At 61.8% G+C, this 25023-nt stretch carries 23 protein-coding genes and 1 pseudogene; 7 read left to right on the top strand and 17 right to left on the bottom strand.

All coding sequences use genetic code 11. The features are described 5' to 3' along the window. Position 1 precedes the first annotated feature (1 nt). From ACZ1HA_RS04720 to ACZ1HA_RS04700, 5 genes are all read left to right on the top strand, one after another. Complete coding sequence (locus tag ACZ1HA_RS04720; RefSeq protein WP_472713055.1) at positions 2-277, top strand: hypothetical protein; 276 nt, start codon at positions 2-4, stop codon at positions 275-277. Next, positions 220-684 carry an aspartate/glutamate racemase family protein gene (locus ACZ1HA_RS04715; protein ID WP_472713054.1) on the top strand — a complete coding sequence of 155 codons (465 nt, stop codon included), beginning with the start codon at positions 220-222 and terminating at the stop codon, positions 682-684. The genes ACZ1HA_RS04720 and ACZ1HA_RS04715 overlap by 58 nt, the downstream gene beginning before the upstream one ends. A 13-nt stretch (positions 685-697) precedes the next feature. Next, positions 698-2575, top strand: coding sequence for a cobaltochelatase subunit CobT (gene cobT, locus ACZ1HA_RS04710; RefSeq protein ID WP_436399497.1), 1878 nt, complete (start codon positions 698-700; stop codon positions 2573-2575). A gap of 59 nt (positions 2576-2634) precedes the next feature. After that, complete coding sequence (locus tag ACZ1HA_RS04705) at positions 2635-4425, top strand: aminopeptidase P family protein (protein ID WP_472713053.1); 1791 nt, start codon at positions 2635-2637, stop codon at positions 4423-4425. Positions 4426-4501: 76 nt separating this feature from the next. After that, entirely contained in the window at positions 4502-4846 is a 345-nt protein-coding gene (locus tag ACZ1HA_RS04700) for a DUF427 domain-containing protein (RefSeq protein WP_375228143.1), read from the top strand. Between the two features lie 7 nt (positions 4847-4853). Here the strand turns inward: ACZ1HA_RS04700 and ACZ1HA_RS04695 are convergent, their stop codons facing one another. The 16 genes and pseudogenes from ACZ1HA_RS04695 to ftsW form a co-directional block, all read right to left on the bottom strand. Further along, positions 4854-6518: a chloride channel protein gene (locus tag ACZ1HA_RS04695; protein ID WP_472713052.1), complete on the bottom strand. Its 1665-nt coding sequence runs from the start codon at positions 6516-6518 to the stop codon at positions 4854-4856. Between the two features lie 73 nt (positions 6519-6591). Then, complete coding sequence (recN, locus tag ACZ1HA_RS04690; RefSeq protein ID WP_472715285.1) at positions 6592-8241, bottom strand: DNA repair protein RecN; 1650 nt, start codon at positions 8239-8241, stop codon at positions 6592-6594. Positions 8242-8272: 31 nt separating this feature from the next. Then, a complete protein-coding gene (locus ACZ1HA_RS04685; protein ID WP_472713051.1) occupies positions 8273-9139 on the bottom strand; it encodes an outer membrane protein assembly factor BamD in 867 nt (288 codons plus the stop codon). A 131-nt stretch (positions 9140-9270) separates the two neighbouring features. Continuing rightward, positions 9271-10194 (bottom strand): UDP-3-O-acyl-N-acetylglucosamine deacetylase, encoded by a 924-nt coding sequence (lpxC, locus tag ACZ1HA_RS04680; RefSeq protein WP_472713050.1) that lies wholly within the window; start codon positions 10192-10194, stop codon positions 9271-9273. A 201-nt stretch (positions 10195-10395) separates the two neighbouring features. After that, positions 10396-12023, bottom strand: a pseudogene (gene ftsZ, locus ACZ1HA_RS04675) (cell division protein FtsZ). A 47-nt stretch (positions 12024-12070) separates the two neighbouring features. Beyond that, positions 12071-12313: a hypothetical protein gene (locus ACZ1HA_RS04670; RefSeq protein WP_472713049.1), complete on the bottom strand. Its 243-nt coding sequence runs from the start codon at positions 12311-12313 to the stop codon at positions 12071-12073. Positions 12314-12401: 88 nt separating this feature from the next. Further along, on the bottom strand, positions 12402-12809 hold the full coding sequence (locus ACZ1HA_RS04665) for a hypothetical protein (protein WP_472713048.1): 408 nt from the start codon (positions 12807-12809) through the stop codon (positions 12402-12404). Position 12810: 1 nt separating this feature from the next. Further along, positions 12811-14145: a cell division protein FtsA gene (gene ftsA, locus ACZ1HA_RS04660; protein ID WP_472715284.1), complete on the bottom strand. Its 1335-nt coding sequence runs from the start codon at positions 14143-14145 to the stop codon at positions 12811-12813. A 3-nt stretch (positions 14146-14148) separates the two neighbouring features. Further along, positions 14149-15027, bottom strand: a complete 879-nt coding sequence (locus tag ACZ1HA_RS04655) for a cell division protein FtsQ/DivIB (protein ID WP_472713047.1) — start codon at positions 15025-15027, stop codon at positions 14149-14151. Next, complete coding sequence (locus tag ACZ1HA_RS04650; RefSeq protein ID WP_472715283.1) at positions 15015-15893, bottom strand: D-alanine--D-alanine ligase; 879 nt, start codon at positions 15891-15893, stop codon at positions 15015-15017. Before ACZ1HA_RS04650 ends, ACZ1HA_RS04655 begins: the two co-directional genes overlap by 13 nt. A 169-nt stretch (positions 15894-16062) precedes the next feature. Then, positions 16063-16980 (bottom strand): UDP-N-acetylmuramate dehydrogenase, encoded by a 918-nt coding sequence (gene murB, locus ACZ1HA_RS04645; protein ID WP_472713046.1) that lies wholly within the window; start codon positions 16978-16980, stop codon positions 16063-16065. After that, positions 16964-17239: a DUF2484 family protein gene (locus ACZ1HA_RS04640; protein WP_375228152.1), complete on the bottom strand. Its 276-nt coding sequence runs from the start codon at positions 17237-17239 to the stop codon at positions 16964-16966. Before ACZ1HA_RS04640 ends, murB begins: the two co-directional genes overlap by 17 nt. Next, entirely contained in the window at positions 17236-17484 is a 249-nt protein-coding gene (locus ACZ1HA_RS04635) for a DUF2484 family protein (RefSeq protein ID WP_436399499.1), read from the bottom strand. The genes ACZ1HA_RS04640 and ACZ1HA_RS04635 overlap by 4 nt, the downstream gene beginning before the upstream one ends. Then, complete coding sequence (gene murC, locus ACZ1HA_RS04630) at positions 17484-18890, bottom strand: UDP-N-acetylmuramate--L-alanine ligase (protein WP_472713045.1); 1407 nt, start codon at positions 18888-18890, stop codon at positions 17484-17486. The genes ACZ1HA_RS04635 and murC overlap by 1 nt, the downstream gene beginning before the upstream one ends. Further along, positions 18887-19990 (bottom strand): UDP-N-acetylglucosamine--N-acetylmuramyl-(pentapeptide) pyrophosphoryl-undecaprenol N-acetylglucosamine transferase, encoded by a 1104-nt coding sequence (locus ACZ1HA_RS04625; protein ID WP_472713044.1) that lies wholly within the window; start codon positions 19988-19990, stop codon positions 18887-18889. The genes murC and ACZ1HA_RS04625 overlap by 4 nt, the downstream gene beginning before the upstream one ends. Next, the gene (ftsW, locus tag ACZ1HA_RS04620; RefSeq protein ID WP_375228155.1) at positions 19987-21156 is read right to left on the bottom strand and encodes a putative lipid II flippase FtsW; all 1170 of its coding nucleotides are present in this window, start codon (positions 21154-21156) and stop codon (positions 19987-19989) included. Before ftsW ends, ACZ1HA_RS04625 begins: the two co-directional genes overlap by 4 nt. A 133-nt stretch (positions 21157-21289) precedes the next feature. Between ftsW and ACZ1HA_RS04615 the strand changes: the two genes are divergently transcribed. Next, positions 21290-22468: a BaiN/RdsA family NAD(P)/FAD-dependent oxidoreductase gene (locus tag ACZ1HA_RS04615; protein WP_472713043.1), complete on the top strand. Its 1179-nt coding sequence runs from the start codon at positions 21290-21292 to the stop codon at positions 22466-22468. 13 nt (positions 22469-22481) lie between these two features. Here ACZ1HA_RS04615 and murD read toward each other — a convergent pair whose 3' ends face one another. Then, positions 22482-23876 carry a UDP-N-acetylmuramoyl-L-alanine--D-glutamate ligase gene (gene murD / locus ACZ1HA_RS04610; RefSeq protein WP_472713042.1) on the bottom strand — a complete coding sequence of 465 codons (1395 nt, stop codon included), beginning with the start codon at positions 23874-23876 and terminating at the stop codon, positions 22482-22484. 456 nt (positions 23877-24332) lie between these two features. Between murD and ACZ1HA_RS04605 the strand changes: the two genes are divergently transcribed. Continuing rightward, positions 24333-25001: an HD domain-containing protein gene (locus ACZ1HA_RS04605; protein ID WP_472713041.1), complete on the top strand. Its 669-nt coding sequence runs from the start codon at positions 24333-24335 to the stop codon at positions 24999-25001. Positions 25002-25023: the final 22 nt, after the last annotated feature.

Below are 25023 nucleotides of genomic sequence, written 5' to 3'. Positions count from 1 at the left end.
CATGCACATCGGGTTGATCGGAGGCATCGGCCCGGCAGCCACGGTGGTTTACTATCAGCGGCTGACGGCGCTGATGCGGGAACGCACCACTAAACTGGAACTTACAATCGTTCAGGCCAGCGCGGATGAGCTGGTCGCAAACAACCTTGCGGACAACCGCGCGGCACAGGCCGGGATATACGCGAGGCTGATCGAACGCCTGAAAGCAGCCGGTGCTGATTGCGCCGCGATAACCTCGCTGGGGGGCATTTCTGCTACGCCGAAACCGAAGCGCTGAGTGTGCTGCCGCTGGTCAGTGGTGTGACGCCGCTTGATGCGTATTTCGCGGAACACGGGTTGAAGACAGTTGGGCTCCTGGGCACCGGTGTGGTCATGCGCACCGGCCTTTACGGGCAGTTGGATAAAACACGGGCCGTGGCTCCGCAGAACGATCTTGACCGGGTCGCGCAGACCTATCTGGAAATGGCGCTGCGCGGCGCATGTACCCCTGACGACCAGGCCATTTTCTTTGAGGCCGGACAGCGCCTGGTAACGGAACAGGGAGCGGATGCCATCGTGCTCGCCGGGACGGATCTGGGTCTCGCGTTTGACGGCCACGATCCGGGGTATAAAGTAATAGACGCGCTGGACGTGCATGTGGCCCTGCTGGCCGATCTTGCAACCGGCAAACGGTCGCTGACCTGATGGGAACGGACAAATGAGCAAACCCTCTGACAATCCGGCTGACGCGTTCAAAAAGGCGCTTGGCGAGGCGACCAAGGTCATGGCCCATGATCCCGAGCTGACGGTCAGCTATTCTGTCGACCCTGCGGGCATGTCGGGCGACGCGATGCGTCTGCCCCAGGTCAGCCGCCGCATGACCCGCGAAGAGGTGCTGCTGGCCCGTGGTACCGCCGACGCGCTGGCGCTTCACCGTCGGTATCACAACGGTCAGACCCACTCGAAATACCAGCCACAGGGCGATATGGCCCGTGATCTCTATGAGGCCATGGAAACAGCGCGTTGCGAGGCGATGGGCGCCCGCGATATGCCGGGCACTGCGGGCAATATTGATGCCAAAATCGGGCATGAAGCGATGCGCCGCGGTTATGGTCAGGTGTCCCAGGCGGCGGATGTACCATTGTCCGTCGCGGCGGGATATCTGATCCGCCATCTGGCGACCGGGCGGGATCTGCCGCCCGACGCCCAGAATGTCATGGAACTGTGGCGCGGTTTTATCGAGGATCAGTGTGGTGGCACACTGGAAAACCTGGATGAAACGCTCAGCGACCAGTCCGCTTTTGCGAAATTTGCCCGCCAGATGATTTCCGATCTGGGCTATGGCGATCAGCTGGGCGACGACCCTGACCAGATTGATGAGGACCAGGAAGACGAGGCCGAGGAAGGCACCGACGACGATTCCGAGCCCGACAGCACCGGTCAGGACGATCAGGACGAGGAGGAAGCCGAAGGCTCGCCCGAACAAAGCCAGGAAGAGCAGCAGGATGCCGCTCAGGCCCAGGTCTCTATGGATGACATGGCTGACCAGGAAATGGGCGACGAGGCAGAGATGCCGGAGGGCGAGGCCCCGATGGAGCCTCCTGCCCCGCAGCCTGCTTCTGAGGCTGACCCGGATTACCTGGTCTATATGAACGACCACGACGAAGAGATTGGCGCCGAGGAGCTCGCCGAACCGGTGGAGCTGGAGCGTCTGCGGGCCTATCTGGATCAGCAGCTGGAACCGCTCAAAGGGGCGGTAAGCCGTCTGGCAAACAAGCTGCAGCGCCGCCTTCAGGCGCAACAGAACCGCTCCTGGGAATTTGATCTGGAAGAAGGCATGCTGGACGCCGGGCGCCTGGCCCGTGTGGTGGCCAACCCGACCACGCCGCTGTCCTTTAAAGTCGAAAAAGACACCGAGTTCCGCGACACGGTTGTCACGCTGCTGCTGGACAATTCCGGGTCCATGCGCGGGCGGCCCATTTCCATCGCCGCGATCTGTGCGGATGTTCTGGCGCGTACGCTCGAACGCTGCAACGTCAAGGTGGAGATCCTCGGTTTTACCACCCGGGCCTGGAAAGGCGGTCAGGCGCGGGAGGCCTGGCTGAATGAAGGACGGCCGCAACAGCCCGGGCGGCTGAACGATCTGCGCCACATCATCTATAAATCTGCCGACGCCCCCTGGCGCCGGACCCGGCCCAACCTGGGCCTGATGATGAAGGAAGGTCTGCTGAAAGAAAATATCGACGGTGAAGCGCTGGAGTGGGCGCACCGCCGGATGCTGATGCGCAGCGAAGCACGCAAAATCCTGATGGTGATTTCAGACGGCGCGCCGGTGGATGACAGCACACTGTCCGTGAACCCGGCAAACTATCTCGAGAAACACCTGCGCGATGTGATCGCGATGGTCGAGAAACGGCGCGCGGTTGAACTGCTCGCGATCGGGATCGGTCATGATGTGACGCGCTATTATGACCGGGCGGTGACCATCACGGATGTGGACCAGCTGGCCGGTGCCATGACCGAGCAGCTGGCAGCACTTTTTGACAGCAATCCCCGTGCACGCGCGCGCATCATGGGGATCCGGCGCGCGGGCTGACACCCGCGGGACGCTCCGCGGGGGATATTTGGGGCCAGAAGAAACAAGAGGGCGGAGACATGTTCCAGACGTTTGAGGTGACGGCGCGCCCGGAACAGGGCCCGCCAAGGCTGGCGGCCCTTCGGGCGGTACTGGTTGCTGAGGGCCTGGACGGTTTTTTTGTGCCGCGCGCGGACGCGCATCAGGGTGAATATGTTGCTGCACATGATGAGCGGCTGGCCTGGCTGACCGGTTTTACCGGGTCCGCCGGGTTCTGTATCGCGCTGAAGGATGTTGCCGGTGTATTCATAGATGGCCGTTACCGCACGCAGGTGAAGTCGCAGGTCGCAGCAGACTACACGCCTGTGCCATGGCCGGACGTGAAGCCCGGAGCGTGGCTTCGCGAACAACTCCCACAGGGTGGCGTGGTCGGGTTTGATCCCTGGCTTCATACGGCGGGCCAGCTGGAAACACTGCGCAAAGATCTGGACGGCAGCGGCATTGACATGCGCCCTGTTGCCAATCTGGTGGACCGGATATGGGAAGATCAGCCGACACCGCCAATGGAGCCTGCGCGGGTTCATCCGCTTGAATTCGCAGGCGAAAGTCATGAAAGCAAGCGCCAGCGACTGGGGAAAGCGCTGGCAAAGGCGAGGCACCGCTCCGCGGTCATTACACTGCCTGATTCCGTCTGCTGGCTGCTGAATATTCGCGGGGCGGACATACCACGCAACCCGATCGCCCAGGGTTTTGCGGTGCTGACGGATACCGGACTCGTGCACCTTTTTATGGCTTCCGAAAAACTGGAGGATGTGCGTGACCACCTTGGCCCGGAAGTGACTGTACATGCGCCGGAACACCTGGTGAATTTTGTCAGCGGGCTCGAAGGACCGGTGCGTCTGGACAAGGGCTCGGTCCCGGTGGCCATCGCGGATGCGGCTGGCACTGCGACAGTCTGGGGCGACGAGCCCTGCGCGCTGCCCAAGGCCCGCAAAAATGAAGCTGAAATCGCGGGGTCCGCGGCGGCACATCTACGCGATGGCGCGGCCGTTGTGGAACTTCTCGCCTGGCTGGATGATCAGGCATCGGGGACCCTGACAGAAACGCAGGTTGTCACAAAACTTGAAGCGCAGCGGCGCAATGACAATGCGCTGCAGGATATCAGTTTTGAGACCATCGCCGGCACCGGCCCACACGGTGCGATCATGCATTACCGCGTGACTGAGGAAACCGATGCAACGCTAGAAGACGGGCATCTGATCGTTCTGGACAGTGGCGGCCAGTACCTTGACGGGACGACGGATATCACCCGCACAATCGCCATCGGTACTCCGCCCGAAGAAGCGGCGCAGGCCTTTACCCGCGTGCTGCAAGGCATGATCGGGATGAGCCGGCTGCGCTGGCCTGCGGGACTTGCCGGGCGCGATATCGAGGCCATTGGCCGCCTGCCGCTGTGGCTCGCGGGGCAGGACTTTGACCACGGGCTGGGCCACGGGGTTGGCGCTTATCTGAGTGTGCACGAAGGGCCGCAGCGCCTGAGCCGGATCAGCCATGTGCCCATCGAACCGGGCATGATCCTGTCGAATGAGCCCGGGTATTACCGCGAAGGGGCCTTTGGCATTCGCATCGAAAACCTAGTGGTCGCGCAGGAAGCGCAGCCACTGGAAGGCGGTGACGATCACCGGGCGATGCTCGACTGGCGCACACTGACGTTTGCACCTATCGACCGGCGGCTTGTGGTTTCCGGCATGCTCACCCCCGCAGAACGTGACTGGCTCAACAGCTACCACGCTGAAGTTGCAGAAAAGATCGGCCCGCGCCTATCCCCCGCTGCAAAAACGTGGTTGGATACCGCAACTGCGCCGATCTGACCTTTGGGCAGCGCCCCGACGGGTGTTCCGGACCGGCGCTGAAACGCCGTCTGACGCATCAGGGGAGACACGGAACATGGCCGCACATATCACAATCCGCAAAGCCGAAGGCACATGGTCTGTCCGCGCCGGTGGCGCTGTTCTGGGCGAAAGCGACAATGCTCTGGAACTCATTGAGGGCGATTACCCGCCTGTCATTTATTTCCCGCGTGACGATATCGCGATGGCTTTTCTGGATGGGACGGACAAGTCCACGCACTGCCCCTACAAGGGCGACGCCAGCTACTTTTCTGTGGTCACCAAAAGCACGACGCTGACCGATGTGGCATGGTCCTATGAAGCGCCCATCGAAGACGTGGCCCGCATCAAGGGCCACCTTGCGTTTTATACAAATGGCGACGTGACCGTCGAACAGATCTGATTCCGGATCACGAGTGCTCTTCGGCCGCTGTCGCGGCGAGCGCACGGTTATAGACCTTGAGCGCATCAACGTGGAACACAGCGCCCAGAAGTTGCGGCGGCGTGGCGTCCGCGCTGAGCGTCACAACCGGAATGAAGTTCTGGCCAGTGTCAAAAATCGGCATTGCGGCCTCAAGAGTAGCAGTCGCATCGATGTAGATCCCCTCACCGATCATCTCCCAGCAGGCCTCCTCGCTGGCCGCGCGTGGATCGTCCGGCGTACGCATCACGCTGCCCACCCGGAACATCGCGAGCAGATAGGCCTGGGGCCCTGCCGCAAGATGGATGCCCCGCCGCTCCAGCTGGGTCAGAAAGAAACTGCGGTCCACGAGGCGCGACGCTAGTGCGGTAGACATAGACACAGCAACCATGACCGCCAGCCCCGTTTGCCAGTCTCCTGTCAGCTCAAAAACAATCAGTGTGGTGGAAATGGGCGCGCCCAGAACTGCTGCGGCCACGGCGCCCATGCCTGCTAGGGCATAAAGCGTATAGGACCCGGACACATCAGGGAAAATCCCCGTTGCAATAAGGCCAAAGCTGAGCCCCGTCAGCGCTCCGACCATCAAAGAAGGTGAGAAAACACCGCCGCCCATCCGGCCGGCCATAGTGATCGCCACGGCAACAGTTTTCAGTATGGCAAATACGATGGCATCCCAGAGACCAAGCTGGCCAGTCAGCGCCAGCGACGTCGTCTCATAGCCAACACCGATGATATGGGGAAACCAGATGGCAATCCCGCCCAGCATTGCGCCGGCCACCGCAGGCCGCAGCCAGCCGGGGATGCGCAGTCGGTTCTGCAGAACGGTGCCGAAATCATCAGACCAGAAAATCGCTTTCATCAGCGCGACCGCCACAACGCCCGACATCAGTCCAAGCAGCAGAAACGCGGGCATTTCCTGGTAAAACTGCACCTCTCCGGTAGTCGCGAGAGTGAATTCCGTGACCCCGCCAAATTCCAGACGGTTGATGACTGTTCCCGCAGCACTTGCGATCACAATCGGGGCAAAGGCGTGCACCGCAAAATGGCGCAGCACGACCTCCAGAGCAAAAAGTGCACCGGCTATGGGGGCATTGAAGCTAGCAGAGACCGCAGCCGCCACAGCACAGCCCAGCAGGTCGCGTCCGGTGATCCCGTCCGCATGCATTCTGCGGTTCACCCAGGTCGAAATAACCGCCGCAAGGTGCACAACCGGACCTTCCCTGCCGCTCGATCCACCTGTGCCCAGCGTGATCATTGAGGCCAGCGCCGATGCCAGACCAGCGCGCGTCTCAACCCGGCCATCGTGCATGGCGGCCCCGTGAATTACATCCGCGACGGACCGCGCCCGGCCATCATTCGTGAACCTGTTCAGGATGACACCGACAACCAGCCCCCCGCAGACCGGGATGATCAGGATCATGTACCAGGGCAGCGATTCCGCAAAGCTGTGAAGCAGACGCACGTCTTCGGTACCATAAAGAAAGGTCTGCAGCGCGTTGATTCCCTTGCGGAAAAACAACGCTGCGAACCCCGCCGCAATCCCGACCGCAAGCGCGATAAACCAGAACTGGATCTGTCCGGGCCCCTGTTTACGCAACACGTCAAGCCCGTGGCGGCACGACGAAACCGCATGGTCCAGCTGCCGTGAAATCATGGAACGGTCTGGCGGCGGCATGCGTGCACTCGGGTCCTTCGTTTCGTTTGTCCGGTCATCGCCGGATGAGCGGTCAGCCCGCCAGCAGCGCCCGGGCAGCGCCCCGGGCTTCTTCGGTTATTGTGTCGCCCGACAGCATGCGGGCGATTTCGTCGACCCGGTCCGCCCCCGGCAGAGCCGTCACAGTCGAGGTTGTCATGCCTGCGTGTACCTGTTTTTCCACGCGCCAGTGATGGGCACCAAGTGCTGCAACCTGCGGGGAATGGGTCACGACAAGAACCTGCCCGCCGCGCGCGAGGTCTGACAGACGCCGCCCCACCGCATCGGCAGTCGCACCGCCAACGCCACGGTCAATTTCATCAAAGATCATGGTCAGACCATCCTGATCGCGCGTCAGACAGACCTTCAGTGCCAGCAGAAACCGGCTCAACTCGCCACCCGACGCAATGCGGTTGATGGGCCCGGCCGGTGCGCCGGGGTTCGTGGCCACGCAGAAGGCAACCTTATCCCATCCGTCCGGACCGGGTGTTTCATCCGTGATGATCGTTTCAAAAACAGCACGCTCCATGCGCAGTGGCGCGAGTTCTTTGCCCACAGCCCGGTCCAGCGATTTAGCGGCCTTTCTCCGGCCTTCACTGAGCGCGGCAGCGGCCGCGTCATACTTTGCTTCCGCATCACCCAGGGCTTTGCGCAACCCGGCCAGCTCCACGTCGCCTGCATCCAGAGCGGCCAGTCGGGCGCGCAGTGTATCGCCAAAACCTGCAAGCTCATCCGGCAACACATCATGTTTGCGGGCAAGCGCCCGGATTGCAAAGAGCCGTTCCTCGGCTTCCTCAAGTTCAGCGGGGTTAAAGGACAGATCGTCAATCGCGGCGGTAATGCCGCCCGCCGCTTCGTCCAGTTCCACCATTGCGCGTGATAATGCCGCCAGCGGGGCCTCCAGCCGCCCTTCAGCATGTGTTGCGGCCCCCTCCAGCCAACGCAGCGCCTCACCCATTGCGGCCTCGGCCCCCTGATGGCCGAGCAGTTCGTGCGCCCGGATAACATCACTGCGGATCTTTTCCGCCCCCTGCATCAGCCGGCGCTGCGCGTCCAGTGCGGCCTCTTCACCGGCCTCAGGCGACAGAGCATCAAGCTCTGCCACGGCATGGCGCAGGAACTCTTCTTCTTCCCGGATAACGGCAATTGCGGCTTCTGCCGCAGCAAGCGTCTTCGCTGCCCGGCCCTTCTCTGTCCAAGCCCTTCGGGTTGCCGCTTTGCGCGTGTCCAGCCCGCCAAAATCATCCAGGATCGCCCGGTGGCCTTTCTGATCCAGAAGGCCCCGGTCATCGTGCTGGCCGTGCAGCTCCACGAGCGTCGCAGACAACTGGCGCAGCACATCGCCTGAACAGCGGCGATCATTGACCCAGGCCGTTTTGCGCCCGTCCAGCGTATTGACCCGCCGCAGGATCAACTCGTCGGAGACCGGAAGGCCCGCTTCTTCCAGAACAGCACGGGCCGGGTGACCGGCGCCCAGATCGAACCAGGCCGTCACCTCACCCTGAGATGCGCCCTTGCGCACCAGATCGGCGCGGCCCCGCCAGCCCAGCACAAAACCTAAGGAATCCAGAAGGATCGACTTGCCGGCACCTGTCTCACCGGTCAGCACATTCAGCCCCGGCTGAAAGGCAAGTTCCAGCCGGTCGATGATCAGCATATCCGAAATATCAAGCCCGCGCAGCATCGGTGTTATCCCGTATCCCGGCGTTCCGCCGTCAGAGCCAGTCGCCCCTGATCGTCTGGCGATAAACCTGGCGCAGCCATCCATCTCCCGCTGCTTCAAGTGTCAGCCCCTGCCCTGTCAGCAGCGCGTAACTGTCTTCATACCAGTCTGTGGACCGGTAGTTGAAACCCAGGATTGCGCCGGCTGTGCGTGCCTCATCCTCAAGCCCAAGCGACAGATAAGCTTCCACAAGGCGGTGCAGCGCTTCCGGCGTCTGCGTCGTGGTCTGGAAGTCTTCGACTACGACACGGAACCGGTTAATGGCCGCCGTGTAGTGGTTGCGGCGCAGATAGTACCGCCCGATTTCCATTTCCTTGGCAGCAAGGTGGTCAAACGCAAGGTCGAACTTCAGGATCGAGGACCGGGCATATTCGCTGTCCGGATAGCGCTCGATCACCTCCCGCAGCGCCTGGAGTGCCTGGAAGGTCAGCCCCTGATCCCGCCCGACCTCGTCAATCTGGTCGTAATAGCTCAGCGCCAGCAGATACTGGGCATAGGCCGCATCATCATCATCCGGGTAAAAATCGATGAACCGCTGGGCGGCAGAACGGCTGTTCGGGTAATCTTCATCCGAATGGTAGGCAAAGGCCTGCATGATCAGCGCCCGGCGTGCCCAGTCAGAATAGGGATAGAGACGCTCGATTTCTGAGAAATAGAAAGCGGCCTCTTCAGGGTCGGACCGGTTCAGCTCAAACTCGCCGCGCTCGAAAATCTGTTCCGGACTGTAGGTCTCCAGCGGGATTTCCTGAGGGTTGAAAAAGCTGCCGTCGGTGCGGCCATCATTCCCACCACACCCGGCCAGGATCACACTCACAAGAACCGCGCCGTATTTTAGTTTTTGTGCGCTGAACAGACCCACGCCAGACACCCTTTTCGTTACCCCGTGCACCGGTTTTCCCCGCTACCCGATGGTCCTAGCACAGAAAATTGCCATGCAAAACGCCCTTTGCACAACATCCGCCGTTTGTGATGAAGAGATGCCGTGCAAGCTCAGGCAACTGCGGGAATTTCATCCCAGACAAGGCCATAGCCCGGAAGGCGCGAGACCTGATCATCCGTGCAGATCAGCATACGGAATGCACCCGGCGTGGCGAAAAGTTCGCGCAGCAGTGTGTTGGTCAGAGAGTGCCCTGCCCGCACGCCTGTGTAGTGTCCGATCAGTGGGGCACCGGCCAGCGCCAGATCCCCCAGCGCGTCCAGCATTTTGTGCCGGACAGGTTCGTCCCGGTGGCGCAGACCGCCGGGGCTCAGAACGCGGTCGCCGTCAAACACAACGGCGTTTTCACCCGCATTACCACCGAGCGCCAGACCATTCGCGCGCATGGCGTCCACGTCGGACTGGCGGCAGAATGTGCGGCTGTCGCAGAGTTCACGGGCAAAGCTGCCATTGTTCATGACCAGCGACTTGCTCTGATGGCCAATGGCACGGTCCGCAAAATCAATCTCGAAATCGATGCGCAGTGTGTCCGCCGGCGCCAGCGTCGCAGTGGCCTCACCGTCACTGACAGTGACCTGCTTCAGGACTTCGAAAGCACGCACCGGAGCAGGCAGTGTGCGCAGACCGCGCTGCATGATACCCCGGACAAAAGGCGCCGCCGACCCATCAAGGATCGGCACTTCGGGGCCATCGATCTCGACCAGAGCGTTGTGGACACCGCAGCCGGCGAGCGCCGCCATGATGTGCTCAACAGTGGAAACTTCGAGGCCCGCGTTATTCTGAATGCGGGTACAGAGAGGCGACCGCAGTACAGCGTCCCAGCGTGCCGGGATCAGACGATCGCCGGAGGCCACATCCGTGCGCGAAAACCAGATACCATGTTCCGCGCCTGCAGGGCGGACCGTAACAACAGCCTTCTTGCCCGAGTGCAACCCGGTACCTGAAAAGCTGACTGGTGATTTGATCGTTGTCTGCACGTGACCCTCAAAAAAGACGGATTAACTCCGGTTGAGCGCTAACTAATCACACCACAGTCAAGCCTCAACTCAATCTTTGCAACGGACTGAAACACTCCTGTTACAATTCGGCAGAAACACGCCATAGCCATCTTAACGCCTTGTAAACAAAAGAGAACGGGCCGCCAACTGGCAGCCCGTTCGAAAGGGAATGTGATGCGGTCAGTTGGCCTGACGGCGCAGGAATGCCGGAATTTCGATCCGCTCCTGGTCCGGGTCGGCCTGCTCCTGAGGCATTGGCGCCGGTGCTGCGGTCCGCTGCTGGACCTGCGGCTGTTGCCGCGGTGCAGCGGGGCTCCGCCTTCGGCCTGTCCGGTCATCCGGTTGATCAGCGAATTGATCCCAAAGCGCGGGCGCTCACCCTGCGGGTCTGCTTCTGCTGCAGGCTGCTGACGTGCAGGATAGGGTGCTGCCTTTTCCGCTGCCGCGCGCAGGCGCGCCATGGCTTCAGGTGACGGTGTTCCGGGTGCCGGTGCGCGGGGGGCAACAAAGCTCTCCGCCGCAGGCTCTTCCTCGCGGGTTGGCTCAAAGGCTGCAACTTCCGGCTGGTACGCCGGTGCCGGCAGATCATCTTCCGCTGCCACAGCGCGGCTGTCTGCGAACACATCCGCATCAGATTCGGGTTGAACTTCCGCATCCAGTTCGCGGAAAAGAGACGGTTCTTCAGCCGCTTCCGCAACCTGTGCTTCGGCCGGTTCAGGGTACTCAGGTGCCGCAGCCGCCGCGGTGGCAGCAACTGATGCGACCTCTTCCACTGCTTCAGCGGCAGGACGCAGGGGCTGAGACATCGAGCGGCGCGGAACAGGCATTTCCGTATTGACGTCAGAAGCATCGATGCCTGTTGCAACGACACTCACCCGCATCAGACCGCCCATATCGGTGTCCAGTGTGGAACCCACAATGATGTTCGCCTCCGGATCCACCTCTTCGCGAATGCGGTTCGCGGCTTCGTCCAGTTCGAACAGCGTCAGGTCGTGCCCGCCGGTGATGTTGATCAGAACGCCCTTGGCGCCGCGCAGGCTGATTTCGTCGAGCAGCGGGTTGGCGATTGCCTTCTCGGCCGCCTGGATCGCGCGGTCTTCGCCATCGGACTCGCCTGTACCCATCATGGCTTTGCCCATTTCGTCCATCACGGCGCGGACATCGGCAAAGTCGAGGTTGATGAGACCCGGACGGACCATCAGATCTGTAACACCCTTCACACCCTGGTACAGCACATCGTCTGCCATCGAGAACGCCTCGGTAAACGTGGTTTTCTCATTGGCCAGGCGGAACAGGTTCTGGTTGGGGATGATGATCAGCGTATCAACGACCTTCTGCAGTGCTTCCACACCGTCTTCGGCCTGACGCATGCGTTTCGCGCCTTCGAACTGGAAAGGTTTGGTTACAACACCGACCGTCAGCACACCCAGTTCACGCGCCGCCTGCGCGATGATCGGTGCCGCACCCGTGCCCGTGCCGCCGCCCATACCGGCCGTGATAAAGCACATATGCGCACCGGCCAGATGGTCTACGATCTCTTCGATGCTTTCTTCGGCGGCTGCCGCACCCACGCTTGCACGTGCACCGGCACCCAGGCCTTCGGTTACTTTCACACCCAGCTGCACCCGGTTGTCCGACTTGGCCTGCTGCAGCGCCTGGGCGTCTGTGTTCGCAACGACGAATTCCACGCCATCAAGCTCTTTCTCGATCATGTTGTTGACAGCATTGCCGCCAGCGCCCCCGACACCGAAAACGGTGATCCTGGGTTTCAGATCGCCCTGCCCGGGCATCGTGAGAGTAAGAGCCATTGTGTAATCCGCCTGTGCTGAAAGCCCGCATTCGCGGGTGGTTTTTTTCATGCTGTTCCGCGCAAACAATACCCGCTGGTAAAGAAAGGGTCACGCAAAAAACGCAAATTTGCCACAAAATGTAGGGTTTCAGCGCGCTCTGGCCGCTTCAGGCAGGTGTTTCCGGCAAGATGTTGCGTAGGGCGCGCCGCAATCGCCTGGGCGCACACAAACTCCAGTTGTGCACGCTGCAGAAAATACGCGTGTGACGCTGGTGATTCATCGATGTGTGACGCCTGCTCGATCGCCATTGGGCCTCTGTCGGGCCTTGGTGATAAGGTACCACGCTGTTGCGGCAGGGTCACGTGATTCTTTGGGTGAGACAGCCTGCGGCGGTTCTCAGCTGATCGGCTCGCCACCGCAGAAAAACGGCGTATCCGACACTTCGGAGACGATCTGCACTTCATTGTCACTGAAGCTCGCAATGCGCACCATCAGGCGGCCCTCATACCGGAAGGTCCACCAGCAGACAGGTCCCCGCTCCGGCTGGTGATCGTACAGAAAACAGATTTTACCATCCGGCGTGGTGATGCGGCCCCGCGTGCAGGTCCCGTCCGCCTGTTCCCAGACGGACTGTTCGCGCGAAAGAAAGAATTCCGTGCCGACAATTTCGCCCGTCCCAAGCATGCTGAAGGTCAGTGTTCTGCCGACGGCCTCATCCAGAAATGTCTCGGGCGGGATGCGCGTCTGCGCGCCGGCGGCCCCTGCCCCGGCCAGAACAATCAGAAACCAGAACGGGGCCCGCATCTTACCAGTTGTCCCGGAACCACTTCACGGCCCGGCGCAGCGACCGGTTGGGGTAGCTGTCCGCCGGAATATCGAAGTCCCACCATTCATCCTGAGGATGTGCCGCAAAAAGTGACAGACCAACCACCGAAGAAAAGGCTGGTCCTGTCGCCGCTTGGGGCAGACCATGCACACGCAGAGGACGACCAAGCCGCACCTGCTGGCCCAGGATTTTGCTCGCAAGACCATCCAGCCCCGGGATCTGACTGCCACCGCCTGTCAGAACGATCTGCTGGCTTGGCAGATGATCAAAACCTGCCGCATCCAGCCGCGCGCGCACTTCTTCCAGAATTTCCTCGACGCGCGGACGCATGATGCCGATCACTTCCGCACGGCTGGCGGTGCGTCTGTCGTGTTCGTAGTCCCCTGTGTCGCCCCCAATTTCGATCAACTCGCGGTCGTCCACGCCCGTCGCATGCACGCCGCCATAGAACGTCTTGATCCGCTCCGCATTTGCTGTCGGGATCTGAAGTCCCATGGAAATGTCGGAGGTCACATGATCGCCGCCCATGCGGACCGTATCCGCAAAGATCATGTGCTTTTTGATGAAGATCGACACGCCCGTACTGCCGCCGCCCAGATCAATGCAGGCCGCCCCAAGTTCCTGCTCGTCCTCCACCAGCGACGAATACCCGCTGACATAGGCCGACGAGGCGATGCCCGCCAGTTCGAGATCACAGCGCTTGATACAATGGGCCAGATGCTGAACCGCCTGCCCATCCACGGTCAGCATGTGCATATCAACCGACAGGTTGTTGCCCATCTGGCCGCGCGGATCGACAAGCCCTGACCGGTGATCAATGGCAAAATTCACAGGCTGCGCGTGCAGCACCTCGCGCCCCGCGCCATAGTCCGGCACATCACAGGCCGCCATCACGCGCGCCACGTCTTCTTCGGTGACCTCGCGCCCGTCGAGGGCCACCTGCGCATCCAGACCATAGGATCGCGGCCCCGCCCCGGCAAAACAAGCGATGACGTGATCCACGCGGATCCCTGCCATTTTCTGCGCGCCCTGCAACGCTGTCCGGATGGCGCGTTCCGTCTCCTGCATGGCGCAGATTTCACCAAACCGCACACCGCGCGACCGTGTGGTCGCGGCACCGATCACACGAAACGCTGACTGCCCCGCAAGCGAGCCGATTTCGCCTTCTTCGCCCACCGGACTAGCGCCATCAAACCGCAGCACAAGGCAGGAAATCTTGGAACTGCCCACATCCAGAATGGCTACAACGCCCCGCTGCATTGCAGCTTTGCGCATCTGGCGCATCTGGCGCTGGTTTTCGTACAGATCGTTCATCATTTACTGCCCTGATACCTGTCGTATTTCCCACCATTGTCCGGTGGCGTATTCTGTCATCTGAACGGTCGGGCGGGTCCCCAGCCGCAGGTCAATCCGCCGGATGTCGCGGGCCAGCACGTCCTGCGCACCGTCCATCGCAATCACACGGTCAAGCGCCTCAATGGCGTTTTCCTCGGGCAGCAGAATGCGCTGGTCGCGGTCGAGCACCACGTCCCAGCGGCGGTCGCCCATGCGCACAATGCCGCGCAGGCGGTCGCCAAGCGGTGCCGCAGCGCGATACAGGCTCAGCGCCTCTTTGACGTTTTTGTCAGCGCTCTCTCCCGCAATCAGCGGCAGGTCCGGCCGATCCATCCGTTTCGGAATGCGCGATACATGCGCACCCGTCACGTCAATCAGCGCCAGCCCCTCAGCTGTACGCCAGATCACCACGGGGCGTCTTGGTTCGACATCCACCTGCAGCACCCCACCTGGCCGTATCCGGACCGTGGCCGACTTAACGGGGCTGAGGCCAGTGATCGCCCCACGGATTTCAGGCAGATCCAGATCGAATGAACTGATCGGAAAATCCTGCGGCACCACTTCGCGGATTTCTTCCACCAGCGCATCGCCGGCACCGTCAACGGCCATAAGATGCACCATGAACTCCGGACGTGCCTCGAAACTGGCGCGGGCCTCGAAAACGGTGTCCCGCACCATCTGGCGGTTGGTTTCATCGGCCAGCCACGCCGTGCCCGCACCGAAGGCGACTGCCATTGGCAGGCCGGCGCGCAGCATCAACCGGAAGGCCGGTGTCAGCATCAGGCGCTGCATGCGCCAGGACCAGCGCGAGGGTGCCGGATCTGCAACCTGCCGGCGCGGGCGTCTGATCAGCGATCGCATGAGGCGTCCTCCACCATCCAGGCACAGAGCTGGCCGAAACTGATCCCGACTGCCTGCGCGTGCTCCGGCGACAGGGACGTCGCGGTCATACCAGGCTGGGTATTGGTCTCCAGCAGGATCAGCCCATCTGCTCCCTGCGCCTCATCCCACCGGAAATCCGTGCGGCTCACACCGCGACACCCCAGCACCTGATGCGCCCGCAGGGCATAGCCGAGGCACAGCTCTGTTATTTCTTCGGGCAGATCAGCCGGCACAACATGGCGGGACCCACCGGGTTTGTATTTTGCGTCGTAGTCGTACCAGCCGTCGGTCAGGATATCCGTCACAGCCAGCGGCCGGTCGCCCATGACGGTGACTGTCAGCTCCCGGCCCGGGACGAATTTCTCGACCATGACATGGTCCGGCATGTCATCGCTCAGTTGCGGCGGCCCGTTGGCTTCTTCGTGCACCAGATAGATGCCGACAGACGACCCTTCGTTGTTTGGCTTGACCACATAGGGTGGTTCCATCACATGCGCCGCGCGCACATCATGCGCCGGAGCGATTACGCTGTGTACCGTCGGCAGGCCAGCCGCCTCGAAGGCCGCCTTGCTGCGCTGTTTGTCCATAGCCAGTGCCGAGGCAAGCACACCGGAATGAGAATACGGGATCCGCATCCACTCCAGCAGCCCCTGCACACAGCCATCTTCGCCCCAGCGACCGTGCAGACAGTTGAGCACCGCATCCGGCGCAATGCCGGTCAGCACGGCGCACAGATCCGCGCCCGCATCAACAGTGATGACGTTGTATCCTTCTTCCCGCAAAGCGTCAGCGCAGGCTTGCCCGCTGGATAGCGACACTTCGCGCTCAGCCGAAGGTCCGCCCATTAAAACTGCCACTTTGGAGGGTGTCCTGCCCGACTGACCCACCTTGGTGCCTCTGCTGGGGCCTTTGGCCCCTTCTGTTTGTGTTATGCCCGGCTTTTGCGCCGGTTCACCGTCTGTTTTTATGTCAGGCGAGCGTGGCGATTTATAGTTAATCGGGGGTTAATTCCCCTCACTTTTCGCCGACCCGCATGATTTCCCATTCTAGCGTGATACCGCTTTTGGCGTAAACCTTTTTTCGCACCTCTTCGCCCAGACCTTCGAGCTCAGCAGCAGTGGCACCGCCTGCATTGATCAGAAAGTTCGGGTGTTTTTCGCTCATCTGGGCACCGCCCAGGCGCGCGCCCCGCAAACCGGCCTCATCAATCACCTTCCAGGCTTTGAGATCATGTACATCATCGTCCCGCCCGGTGGAGGAAAAGCCAGCAGGGTTCCGGAACGTCGATCCTGCACTGCGGTCTTTGGTCGGCTGGGTGGCATCTCGTTTTGCGAGCTGTTCCTCCATACGCGCATGCAGCTCTTCCGGGTCTCCGCGCGGCGCCTCAAAAACGGCCGACGTTATGACCATCCCCGGGTCTAGCCGGCTGCTGCGATAGGCAAGGTGCAGATCTGCCGCCGGGATCGTATGGCGCTCTCCGTCGCGCGATACCGCGCGCACCTCTGTCAGCACATCCGCTGTGTAGCTGCCATAACATCCGGCGTTCATCCGCACGGCACCGCCGATGCTGCCCGGGATCGTGCGCAGAAATGTCAGGTCCAGGCCAGCATCCGCGGCGCGGCGCGCCACATGCGCATCCAGTGCCGCCGCACCCGCCGTCACGCAGGTACCGCCGCAGGAAATGTCATTGAACCCCCGGCCAAGACGGATCACGACCGCATGCAGCCCACCGTCCCGCACGATCAGGTTGGACCCGACACCCATGGGGAACACCGGCACGTCAGCCGGCAGATCAGCCAGAAAAGCGCTCAGGTCGTCCTCGTCAACAGGCTGAAACAGCCAGTCAGCAGGGCCGCCAACGCGCAGCCAGGTCAGTTCATTCAGCGGGCGGTCCGGGGTCAGACGACCGCGGACTTCAGGCATCCTGGTCATGGACCTTTTCCTGGCGCAGAGAAACCCGCCTGATCCAGCGGCCCAGATAAATGACCGGCCAGCGCAGCACTGACATACCGCCCGCCAGCACCAGCAGGCCAACCCATGGCCCATGTGTCCAGGTTACAAGGCCGACAATCGGGATACCGACCGCAATCAGCATATAGGCGTTGCGCCAGTGGTGGTCGCGGCTGGGGGTCATTGCCAGAACATTGGCCACAAGCGCCCAGACGGCGGCAAGGATCAGCGCGGTACTCATCGGGGGATCTCCGGGCGTTCGCCGCGCGCGCGTGCCAGGAAGTAGCGTAGCGGATTGCGGAACATAGAAACAAAAGCAAACAGGGCCAGCGCTGCGACCCACCACCCCCAGGTCAGGCCTGCGAGCACGATCAGCACCGGTGCCGCGACAAGCAACGCAATACCCGGGACATACTGAAGACGCATCGGCAGCATCGCCACCGCCGCAGAAGCCAGAACCCAGAAAATACAGGCCCATAGCAGCATCACGCCGCCCCTTTCTGCAACCGCTGCGGCAGACCGTTTGCCCAGGCGCTGATGGTGCCTGCCCCAAGACAGACGACCATATCGCCCGGACGTGCCTGTTCGCGCACGAGGCGTTCAAGGTCGTCTTCGCCGACGACCGCGCGTGCATGGCGGTGTCCGTGCCGGATCAGCCCGGCAACCAGATCATCGCGGGATGCGCCCTCCACAGGCTCCTCACCTGCCGCAAACACTTCGGCTATGCCAACCACATCCGCGTCATTGAAACAGGCACAGAAGGCATCGAAATGGTGGCTCAGGCGGCTGTACCGGTGCGGCTGGTGCACAGCGATCACACGGCCGTCGGTGGCCTGGCGCGCTGCTTTGAGCACGGCGGCAATCTCAACCGGATGGTGGCCGTAATCATCGATAATTGTCACACCATCAACTTCGCCCACACGGGTAAAGCGGCGGTTAACACCTCCGAAAGCGGCTAACGCTTTCTTAATTTCTTCGCCTTTCATCCCGAGATGGCGCGCCACCGCGACGGCAGAGAGCGCATTCGAGACGTTGTGATCACCGGGCATCGGCAGGCTGCAGTCCTCAATGACAATACCCTCGGCCTGCAGCGCAATATCGAAATGGGCAACCCCGGCGCGGTAGCTGAGGTTGACGGCCCGCACATCGGCCTGGGCGTTAAAGCCATAGGTCACAACCCGGCGGTCACTGATCCGGCCTACCAGAGACTGAACATCCGGATCATCAGTACAGCACACAGCCAGGCCATAAAACGGAATGTTCGACACAAAGTCATAAAAGCCCTGATGCAGCGCTTCTTCGGTACCCCAGTGCTCCATATGCTCGGGGTCAATGTTGGTCACAATGGCGATCGTTGCAGGCAGGCGGTTGAATGTGCCATCGCTCTCGTCGGCCTCGACCACCATCCATTCGCCCTCGCCTGCGCGGGCGTTCGAGCCATAGGCATGAATAATGCCGCCGTTCACAACAGTCGGATCAAAGTCACCGGCATCCAGCAGTGTGGCCACCATCGTTGTGGTGGTGGTTTTGCCGTGGGTTCCCGCAACCGCAATGTTGGATTTCAAACGCATCAGCTCGGCCAGCATCTCCGCGCGCCGGACAATCGGCAGGCCCTGCGACCGTGCCGCGTCCAGCTCTGCGTTGCCGGGTTTGATGGCGGACGAGATCACAACCACTTCGGCATTCGCGATATTGTCAGCAGACTGCCCCTCGAACACGGTTGCTCCCAGCTCTTCGAGCCGTCGCGTGATGGGCGTTGCCTTAAGGTCCGATCCCTGCACGGTGTAGCCGTGGTTCAGAAGCACTTCGGCAATGCCCGACATGCCGATCCCGCCAATCCCGACGAAATGAATGGGGCCCACGTCCCCGGGCAGTTTGGTTGCAGCGCTCATGTCTCATATCCCCTCGCGGCAAGCCGTTCGACCATACCGGCCAGCAGCTCAGTCGCCTCCGGCTTGCCAAACCTGGCCGCCGAGCGCGCCATTTGCATCGCGCCGTCCGTATTGTCCAGCACCGAAGTGATCATCTCGGCCAGGGTTTCCACACTGGCCATGGATTCTGGCACCATAATCGCGCCCCCGGCCTCAACAAGGCCTCGCGCATTGGCTGTCTGGTGATCGCCTGTTGCCGCCGCAAAGGGGATCAGCACAGAGGGCCGGCCAATCACTGAAATGTCGGCCACGGAGGACGCCCCGGACCGGCTGATCACCAGCTGCGCCTCGGACATGCGGCGCGGGACATCGTCAAAAAACGGCAGAACCTCTGCCCGGATATTGTGATCGCGGTAGAACCCTTCGACCCGTTCGAGGTCTTCCTCGCGGGCCTGGTGACTGACGCGTATGTTCTCAAGGATGTTCATCGGCAGGGCCGCCACAGCGGGGGGAACGACGTCGCTCAGAATACGCGCGCCCTGGCTGCCCCCGATCACCAGCAGTTCCATCGGATAATCGCCCGGCGAGATATAGCCTGCTTCGGCCCGCTCCAGCACCGCGCCGCGCACCGGATTACCGGTATGTTCGCCCGCCACGCCCTGTGGCAGTTCGGTGGGCCAGGTCCCGCAGGCAATCCCCTCGACGCGCGTCGCAAAGAATTCGTTGACCCGCCCCAGAACACCGTTTTGCTCATGGATCATGCGCGGCAGTTTCATCACGAACGCCGCCGACATCGCAGGGATCGTCGGATACCCGCCAAAGCCCACGACGACAGCGGGCCTGTCACGCCGCATCTTCAGCAAAGCGCCGAGCACGCCCGCCCCGATACGGAACGGTGCCGCCAGTTTGGCAGCCAGCCCGCCCCGCGCAAAAGTCGCACTGCTGATGACTTCGATTTCAGTGCCCTCCGGGAACGCGCCGGTGTAGCGTGCGCCCCGCGGATCGGTCGACAGCTTGACGCGCCAGCCGCGCGACAGCATGGCTTCGGCCAGTGCCTGCGCCGGGAACATATGCCCGCCGGTGCCTCCGGCCGCGATCAGCAGAAGTGGTTTGCCCGTCATCGTCCCCGTCCGCGTGTCAGAAGGTCACTGATCTCGCCCTGCGGGCGCGTCCTGGTAAAGGCCAGCAGCATGCCCACAGCAATCCCGGACGCAATCACCGAAGACCCGCCATAGCTGACGAACGGCAGCGTCATGCCTTTGGCCGGCAGCAGCCGCACGGCGACGCCCATGTTGATCATCGCCTGAACCCCTAGCGTGCAGGCCAGCCCGGTGCCTGCAAGCCGGATAAAGGTGTCACGCTCCCGCACCAGACGCATCAGCGAGCGGATCACCACCGTGGCATAAAGCGCGATGATGACGAGGACGAGGATCAGCCCGTATTCCTCTGCTGCGACAGCAATAATAAAGTCAGTGTGCGCGTCCGGCAGTGACCATTTCACGGTCCCCTCGCCCACGCCGACACCGAACAGACCACCCTCGCGGATCGCGTTCTCAGCGTATCCCAGCTGGGTGGTGGGGTCGATCTCCGTGCTCAGAAAACCGTCGATGCGGCGCGCGAAGTGTTCAGAATTGGCATAGGCCAGTGTGCCGCCTGCCACAACCAGAAGCGCCATGCCAACCAGCAGCACCATCGGCGCTCCGGCGACAAAATACATCACACCCCAGGCAAACAGAACCAGACAGGCCTGGCCAAAGTCAGGTTGCAGCGCCAGCATCAGCACGATGGAAATACAAAGGGCAAAAGACCAGGTCTTGCCCGGCGGGCCGTTCAGGTCCGCCGATGCCGCCATCATCCAGGCCGCCACCACAACAAACCCCGGCTTGAGGAATTCTGAAGGCTGCAGCGATGCAAAGCCGAGGCGGTACCAGCGCACGGCCCCCTTGCCAAAATCAGTGCCGAAAAACGGCAGCAGAGCGAGCGCCACAAAGGCAACCAAAAACCCCAGCACAGCCAGCCGCCGCACCAGCACCGGTGACATCATCGACGTGATCAGCATCGCGACCAGCGCCAGCGTGCCGAACAGCGCCTGCCGCTGTACATAGTGAAAGGCCTCAAACCCGTTTTTGTCGGCCAAGGGTGGCGAGGCAGCGAGCCCCAGCAACAGTCCGATCGCAAAAAGAATGAGAACGCAGGACATCGCCCATTTGTCGATTGTCCGCCACCATTTGGGGAGGATCGGCTCGCCATCGCGAACCGGGACCGCACCATAGACCATTTCCGTCATGGAAGCCTGCCTTGATTGTTACACTGCCGATACGCCCCTTTTCGGGGTCTGATTTGCGCAGTGTAACCTGAAACGGACTTTCAGACCAGCCTGAACCCTTGCCTTTAAGGGGAAATCAGGCCAGTTCGCGGGCATGGAATACGATATCGCAATCATTGGGGCGGGTGCTGCAGGCATGATGTGCGCAGCCCATGCGCCCGGGCGGGTCCTGATTGTCGATCATGCAAAGGCGCCGGGGGAGAAAATCCGCATCTCGGGCGGCGGGCGGTGCAACTTTACCAACCTGCACTGTGCGCCCGGAGCATTCCTCTCAGAGAACCCGCATTTCGCAAAATCCGCGTTGGCCCGGTACACCCAGTGGGATTTCATCGATCTTGTCGACCGGTACGGCATCGCATGGCACGAAAAGACACTGGGGCAGCTGTTCTGCGACAATTCCGCAAAGGATATCATCGCCATGCTGCACCGTCTGATGCAGGAAAACGGTGCTGAACTGCATTTGCAAACCTCTGTGAGTTCATTTGCAAAGATACGCGAAGGTTTCTCGCTGACGCTGGAACAGGACGGCAGGCAACAGCAGGTACAGGCGCGCAGCCTCGTCATTGCGACGGGCGGGAAATCCATTCCCAAAATGGGCGCAACCGGCTTTGCCTATGAGGTCGCCGGCCATTTCGGTCTGAGGGTGACGGAAACACGTCCCGCACTGGTACCATTTACCTTTTCGGACCAGCGGTTTGCCGGTATTTCCGGCGTCTCAACCCCGGCACGGGTTCAGGCCGGGGACGCATCCTTTGACGAAGCGTTGCTTTTTACGCATCGCGGCCTGTCAGGTCCTGCGGTACTCCAGGCGTCCAGCTACTGGCGCGAGGGGGAGACCGTCAAGGTCAACCTGACGCCTGCGGGGCGCTTCACGGACGCGCTGCGTGAAAAGCGGCAGGCGTCGGGCCGGCGCAACCTGACCACTGAACTTGCGACTTTCCTGCCGGCGCGGCTGGTCGATTTCCTCGCGGGCGAAATGGACCTGAGCGGCAACCTGGCTGATCAGTCAGATCAGCGGCTGACTGACATTGCGAACCACCTGGAGCGCTGGACCCTGCACCCGTCCGGCACCGAAGGGTACCGGACCGCAGAGGTGACCCTCGGCGGCATCGACACAGATGTGCTGTCCTCCCGCACGATGGAGGCCCGTAGTGTCCCCGGCCTGTACTTCATAGGAGAAGCCGTTGATGTCACCGGCTGGCTGGGCGGGTATAATTTTCAGTGGGCCTGGGCCTCGGGCATGGCGGCCGCCCGCGCTATGGGTGCCCCCTGACAGCCTTGCGCTGTCAGAGATGTTTCCGGACTTCGGCCACAAAATCATCGCCGCGTTGTTCGAAATTGTCGTACTGATCAAAGCTCGCCGCCGCAGGCGCCAGCAGTACCACATCGCCCTCTTCCGCATCGGCTGTAGCGCGTGCGACGGCCTCTGCCATGCTGGTGCAGACCTCAGCCTCAACCGGCAGCTGCAGGGCGAACCCGGCCGCTTCCCGGCCGATCACATAGGCCTTGCGCACTGTTTCTGCCGCGCCTTCGAGCCCCGGCAGACCACCTTCCTTAGCAAGCCCACCGCAGATCCAGCGGATATTTCTGAACGCTGACAAGGCCTTCGCCGCTGCGTCCGCGTTCGTAGCCTTGCTGTCGTTCACAAACCGCACGCCGTCCTTTTCTGCCACCAGCTGGCTGCGGTGCGGCAACCCGCCAAAGCTGTGAAAGGCAGCTTCGATCACACGCGGGGCCAGACCCAGCGCCCGGCAGACCGCCCAGGCAGCACAGGCGTTCTGATGATTATGCGCTCCGGGCAGACCCGGCACGCCGCGCAGGTCAGCCGAGGCAACCTGGCGCTCCTTGCGATATTCGGACAAAAACCCTTTGCGCGCAAAGACATGCCAGCCGGGTCCTGTCAGCTTTTGTGCAACCGACATACGGATCACCCGCTCGTCTCCGCGCCCCTCTGACAGCTGCCCGGCGAGAAAAAGGCCTTCGTCCTCATCAATGCCAATGACGGCCCGGTCCGGTCCACCTTCGGCAAACAGCCGGCGTTTGGCCGCGAAATACCCGCCCATCCCGCCATGCCGGTCAAGATGATCCGGGCTCAGGTTCGTGAAAACCGCGATATCAGGCGTCAGGCTGCGCGCCAGTTCGGTCTGGTAGCTGGACAACTCCAGCACCACCACTTCGCCGTCGTACGGCGGGTCGAGATCCAGCACGCCGCGCCCGATGTTTCCAGCCAGCTGGCAGGGTCGCCCGGCCTCGGACAGCACATGATGGATCAGGGCCGAAGTCGTTGATTTTCCGTTGGAACCTGTGACCGCCACCACCCGCGGGGCAGTATCAAAGCGGTGCCAGTCCCCGGTGGCAAATGACTGGAAAAAGAGACCGATGTCATTGTCCACCGGTACACCGGCGGCCTGGGCTGCGGCCACAACGGGGTTCGGCGCGGGATAGAGATGCGGGATTCCGGGGCTGACGATCAGCCGGTCCACGCCGTCAAAATGCTGTGGCGTTTTCAGGTGTTTACAGGCGAACCCCTCGGCCTCGGCGCGGGCGCGTGCCTCAGCGTTGTCATCCCAGCAGACGGGGGTGGCACCGCCCGCCTCCAGCGCACGCGCAGCACTCAGCCCGCTGCGACCGAGCCCCAGAACGGCGATGGTCTGCCCTGTTACACCTGCGACCGGAATCACGCGGCATCTCCCCTGTTTGTCCGGCGCGACAGTGCCGTGCCGGGCGGCCGGGGGCAAGGTGGTTAATGGGGCGCTCGGATGCGCCAGGGGCCTGAAGCGGCGACTCACCCAGGTCATCATAGTTAAAAGGGGGCCGGGGCGGTTTTGGCACGTCGGTATAACGTCGGTATTTTGTCGGTATTGCGTCGGTGGACGGGTCGGTTCGGGGGCGGGTTAACAGCGCGCACGGTGGGGTTTGTTAAGGTTTGCGGGTGGAGGGGAGGACTGAAAGACAAAGGCCGCCTGCTGAAGGCACCCGGTCGCAGGGTCCCGAAACGCGGGCAATCCTATCACGGCAGATCACCGGCAGGATAAAGCCTCATCGGGGCGCGCTGCTGACCGGCGCCTGCCCCCTCGCCACCCCGCGCAGGATCATGCCGCGTTGCCGCGAAACCGCTTTTCCGCTAGGCAATGATCATGGACATCTCTGCGCGTTTTGCACCCTTTCAGAAACTGGCGAACGACCTGCTGCCTTTGGTGTCTGACGGCGTGGACGATGCTGCCCATGACGCGGCGCATCTGGTGCGCGTCTGGGACAATGTGCGCGCCATCAGCGCAAAAGAAGGCGGCACCCTGAAAGTTCTGGCAGCCGCAACGCTGCTTCATGACTGCGTGAATGTCCCCAAAGACTCCCCTGAAAGGCCCGTTGCTTCACGACTGGCGGCAGACAAAGCCGCGGGCATTCTGCACCGGTGCGGCTGGTGCGACATCACAATCGCCGCGGTGACCCACGCCATTGAAGCGCACAGTTTTTCTGCTCAGATCAGACCGGTCTCAACCGAAGCACGAATCCTCCAGGACGCCGATCGCCTGGACGCCATAGGATACACCGGCGTGGCCAGATGCTTTTATGTTTCAGGCCGTCTCGGACGTGCACTTTATGACCCGGAAGATCCCGATGCCTCAAACCGGGACCTGAACGACCTGAAATTCGCCATTGATCATTTTAGGTCCAAGCTGCTGAAACTTTCAGGAAGTTTTCAGACCGAAACCGGCCAGGCTCTGGCAAAAGCCCGTCATGGCGTCGTCGAAGACTTCCTGAACGGATTTCTGGCCGAAGTGTCACCCGTGCGCCCGGACAGTTAGAGAGCCGCGGCTGCCCGGCGAA

This window comes from Roseobacter sp. S87 (genome assembly GCF_055693285.1).
This window is presented reverse-complemented; position numbering and strand designations above follow the sequence as displayed.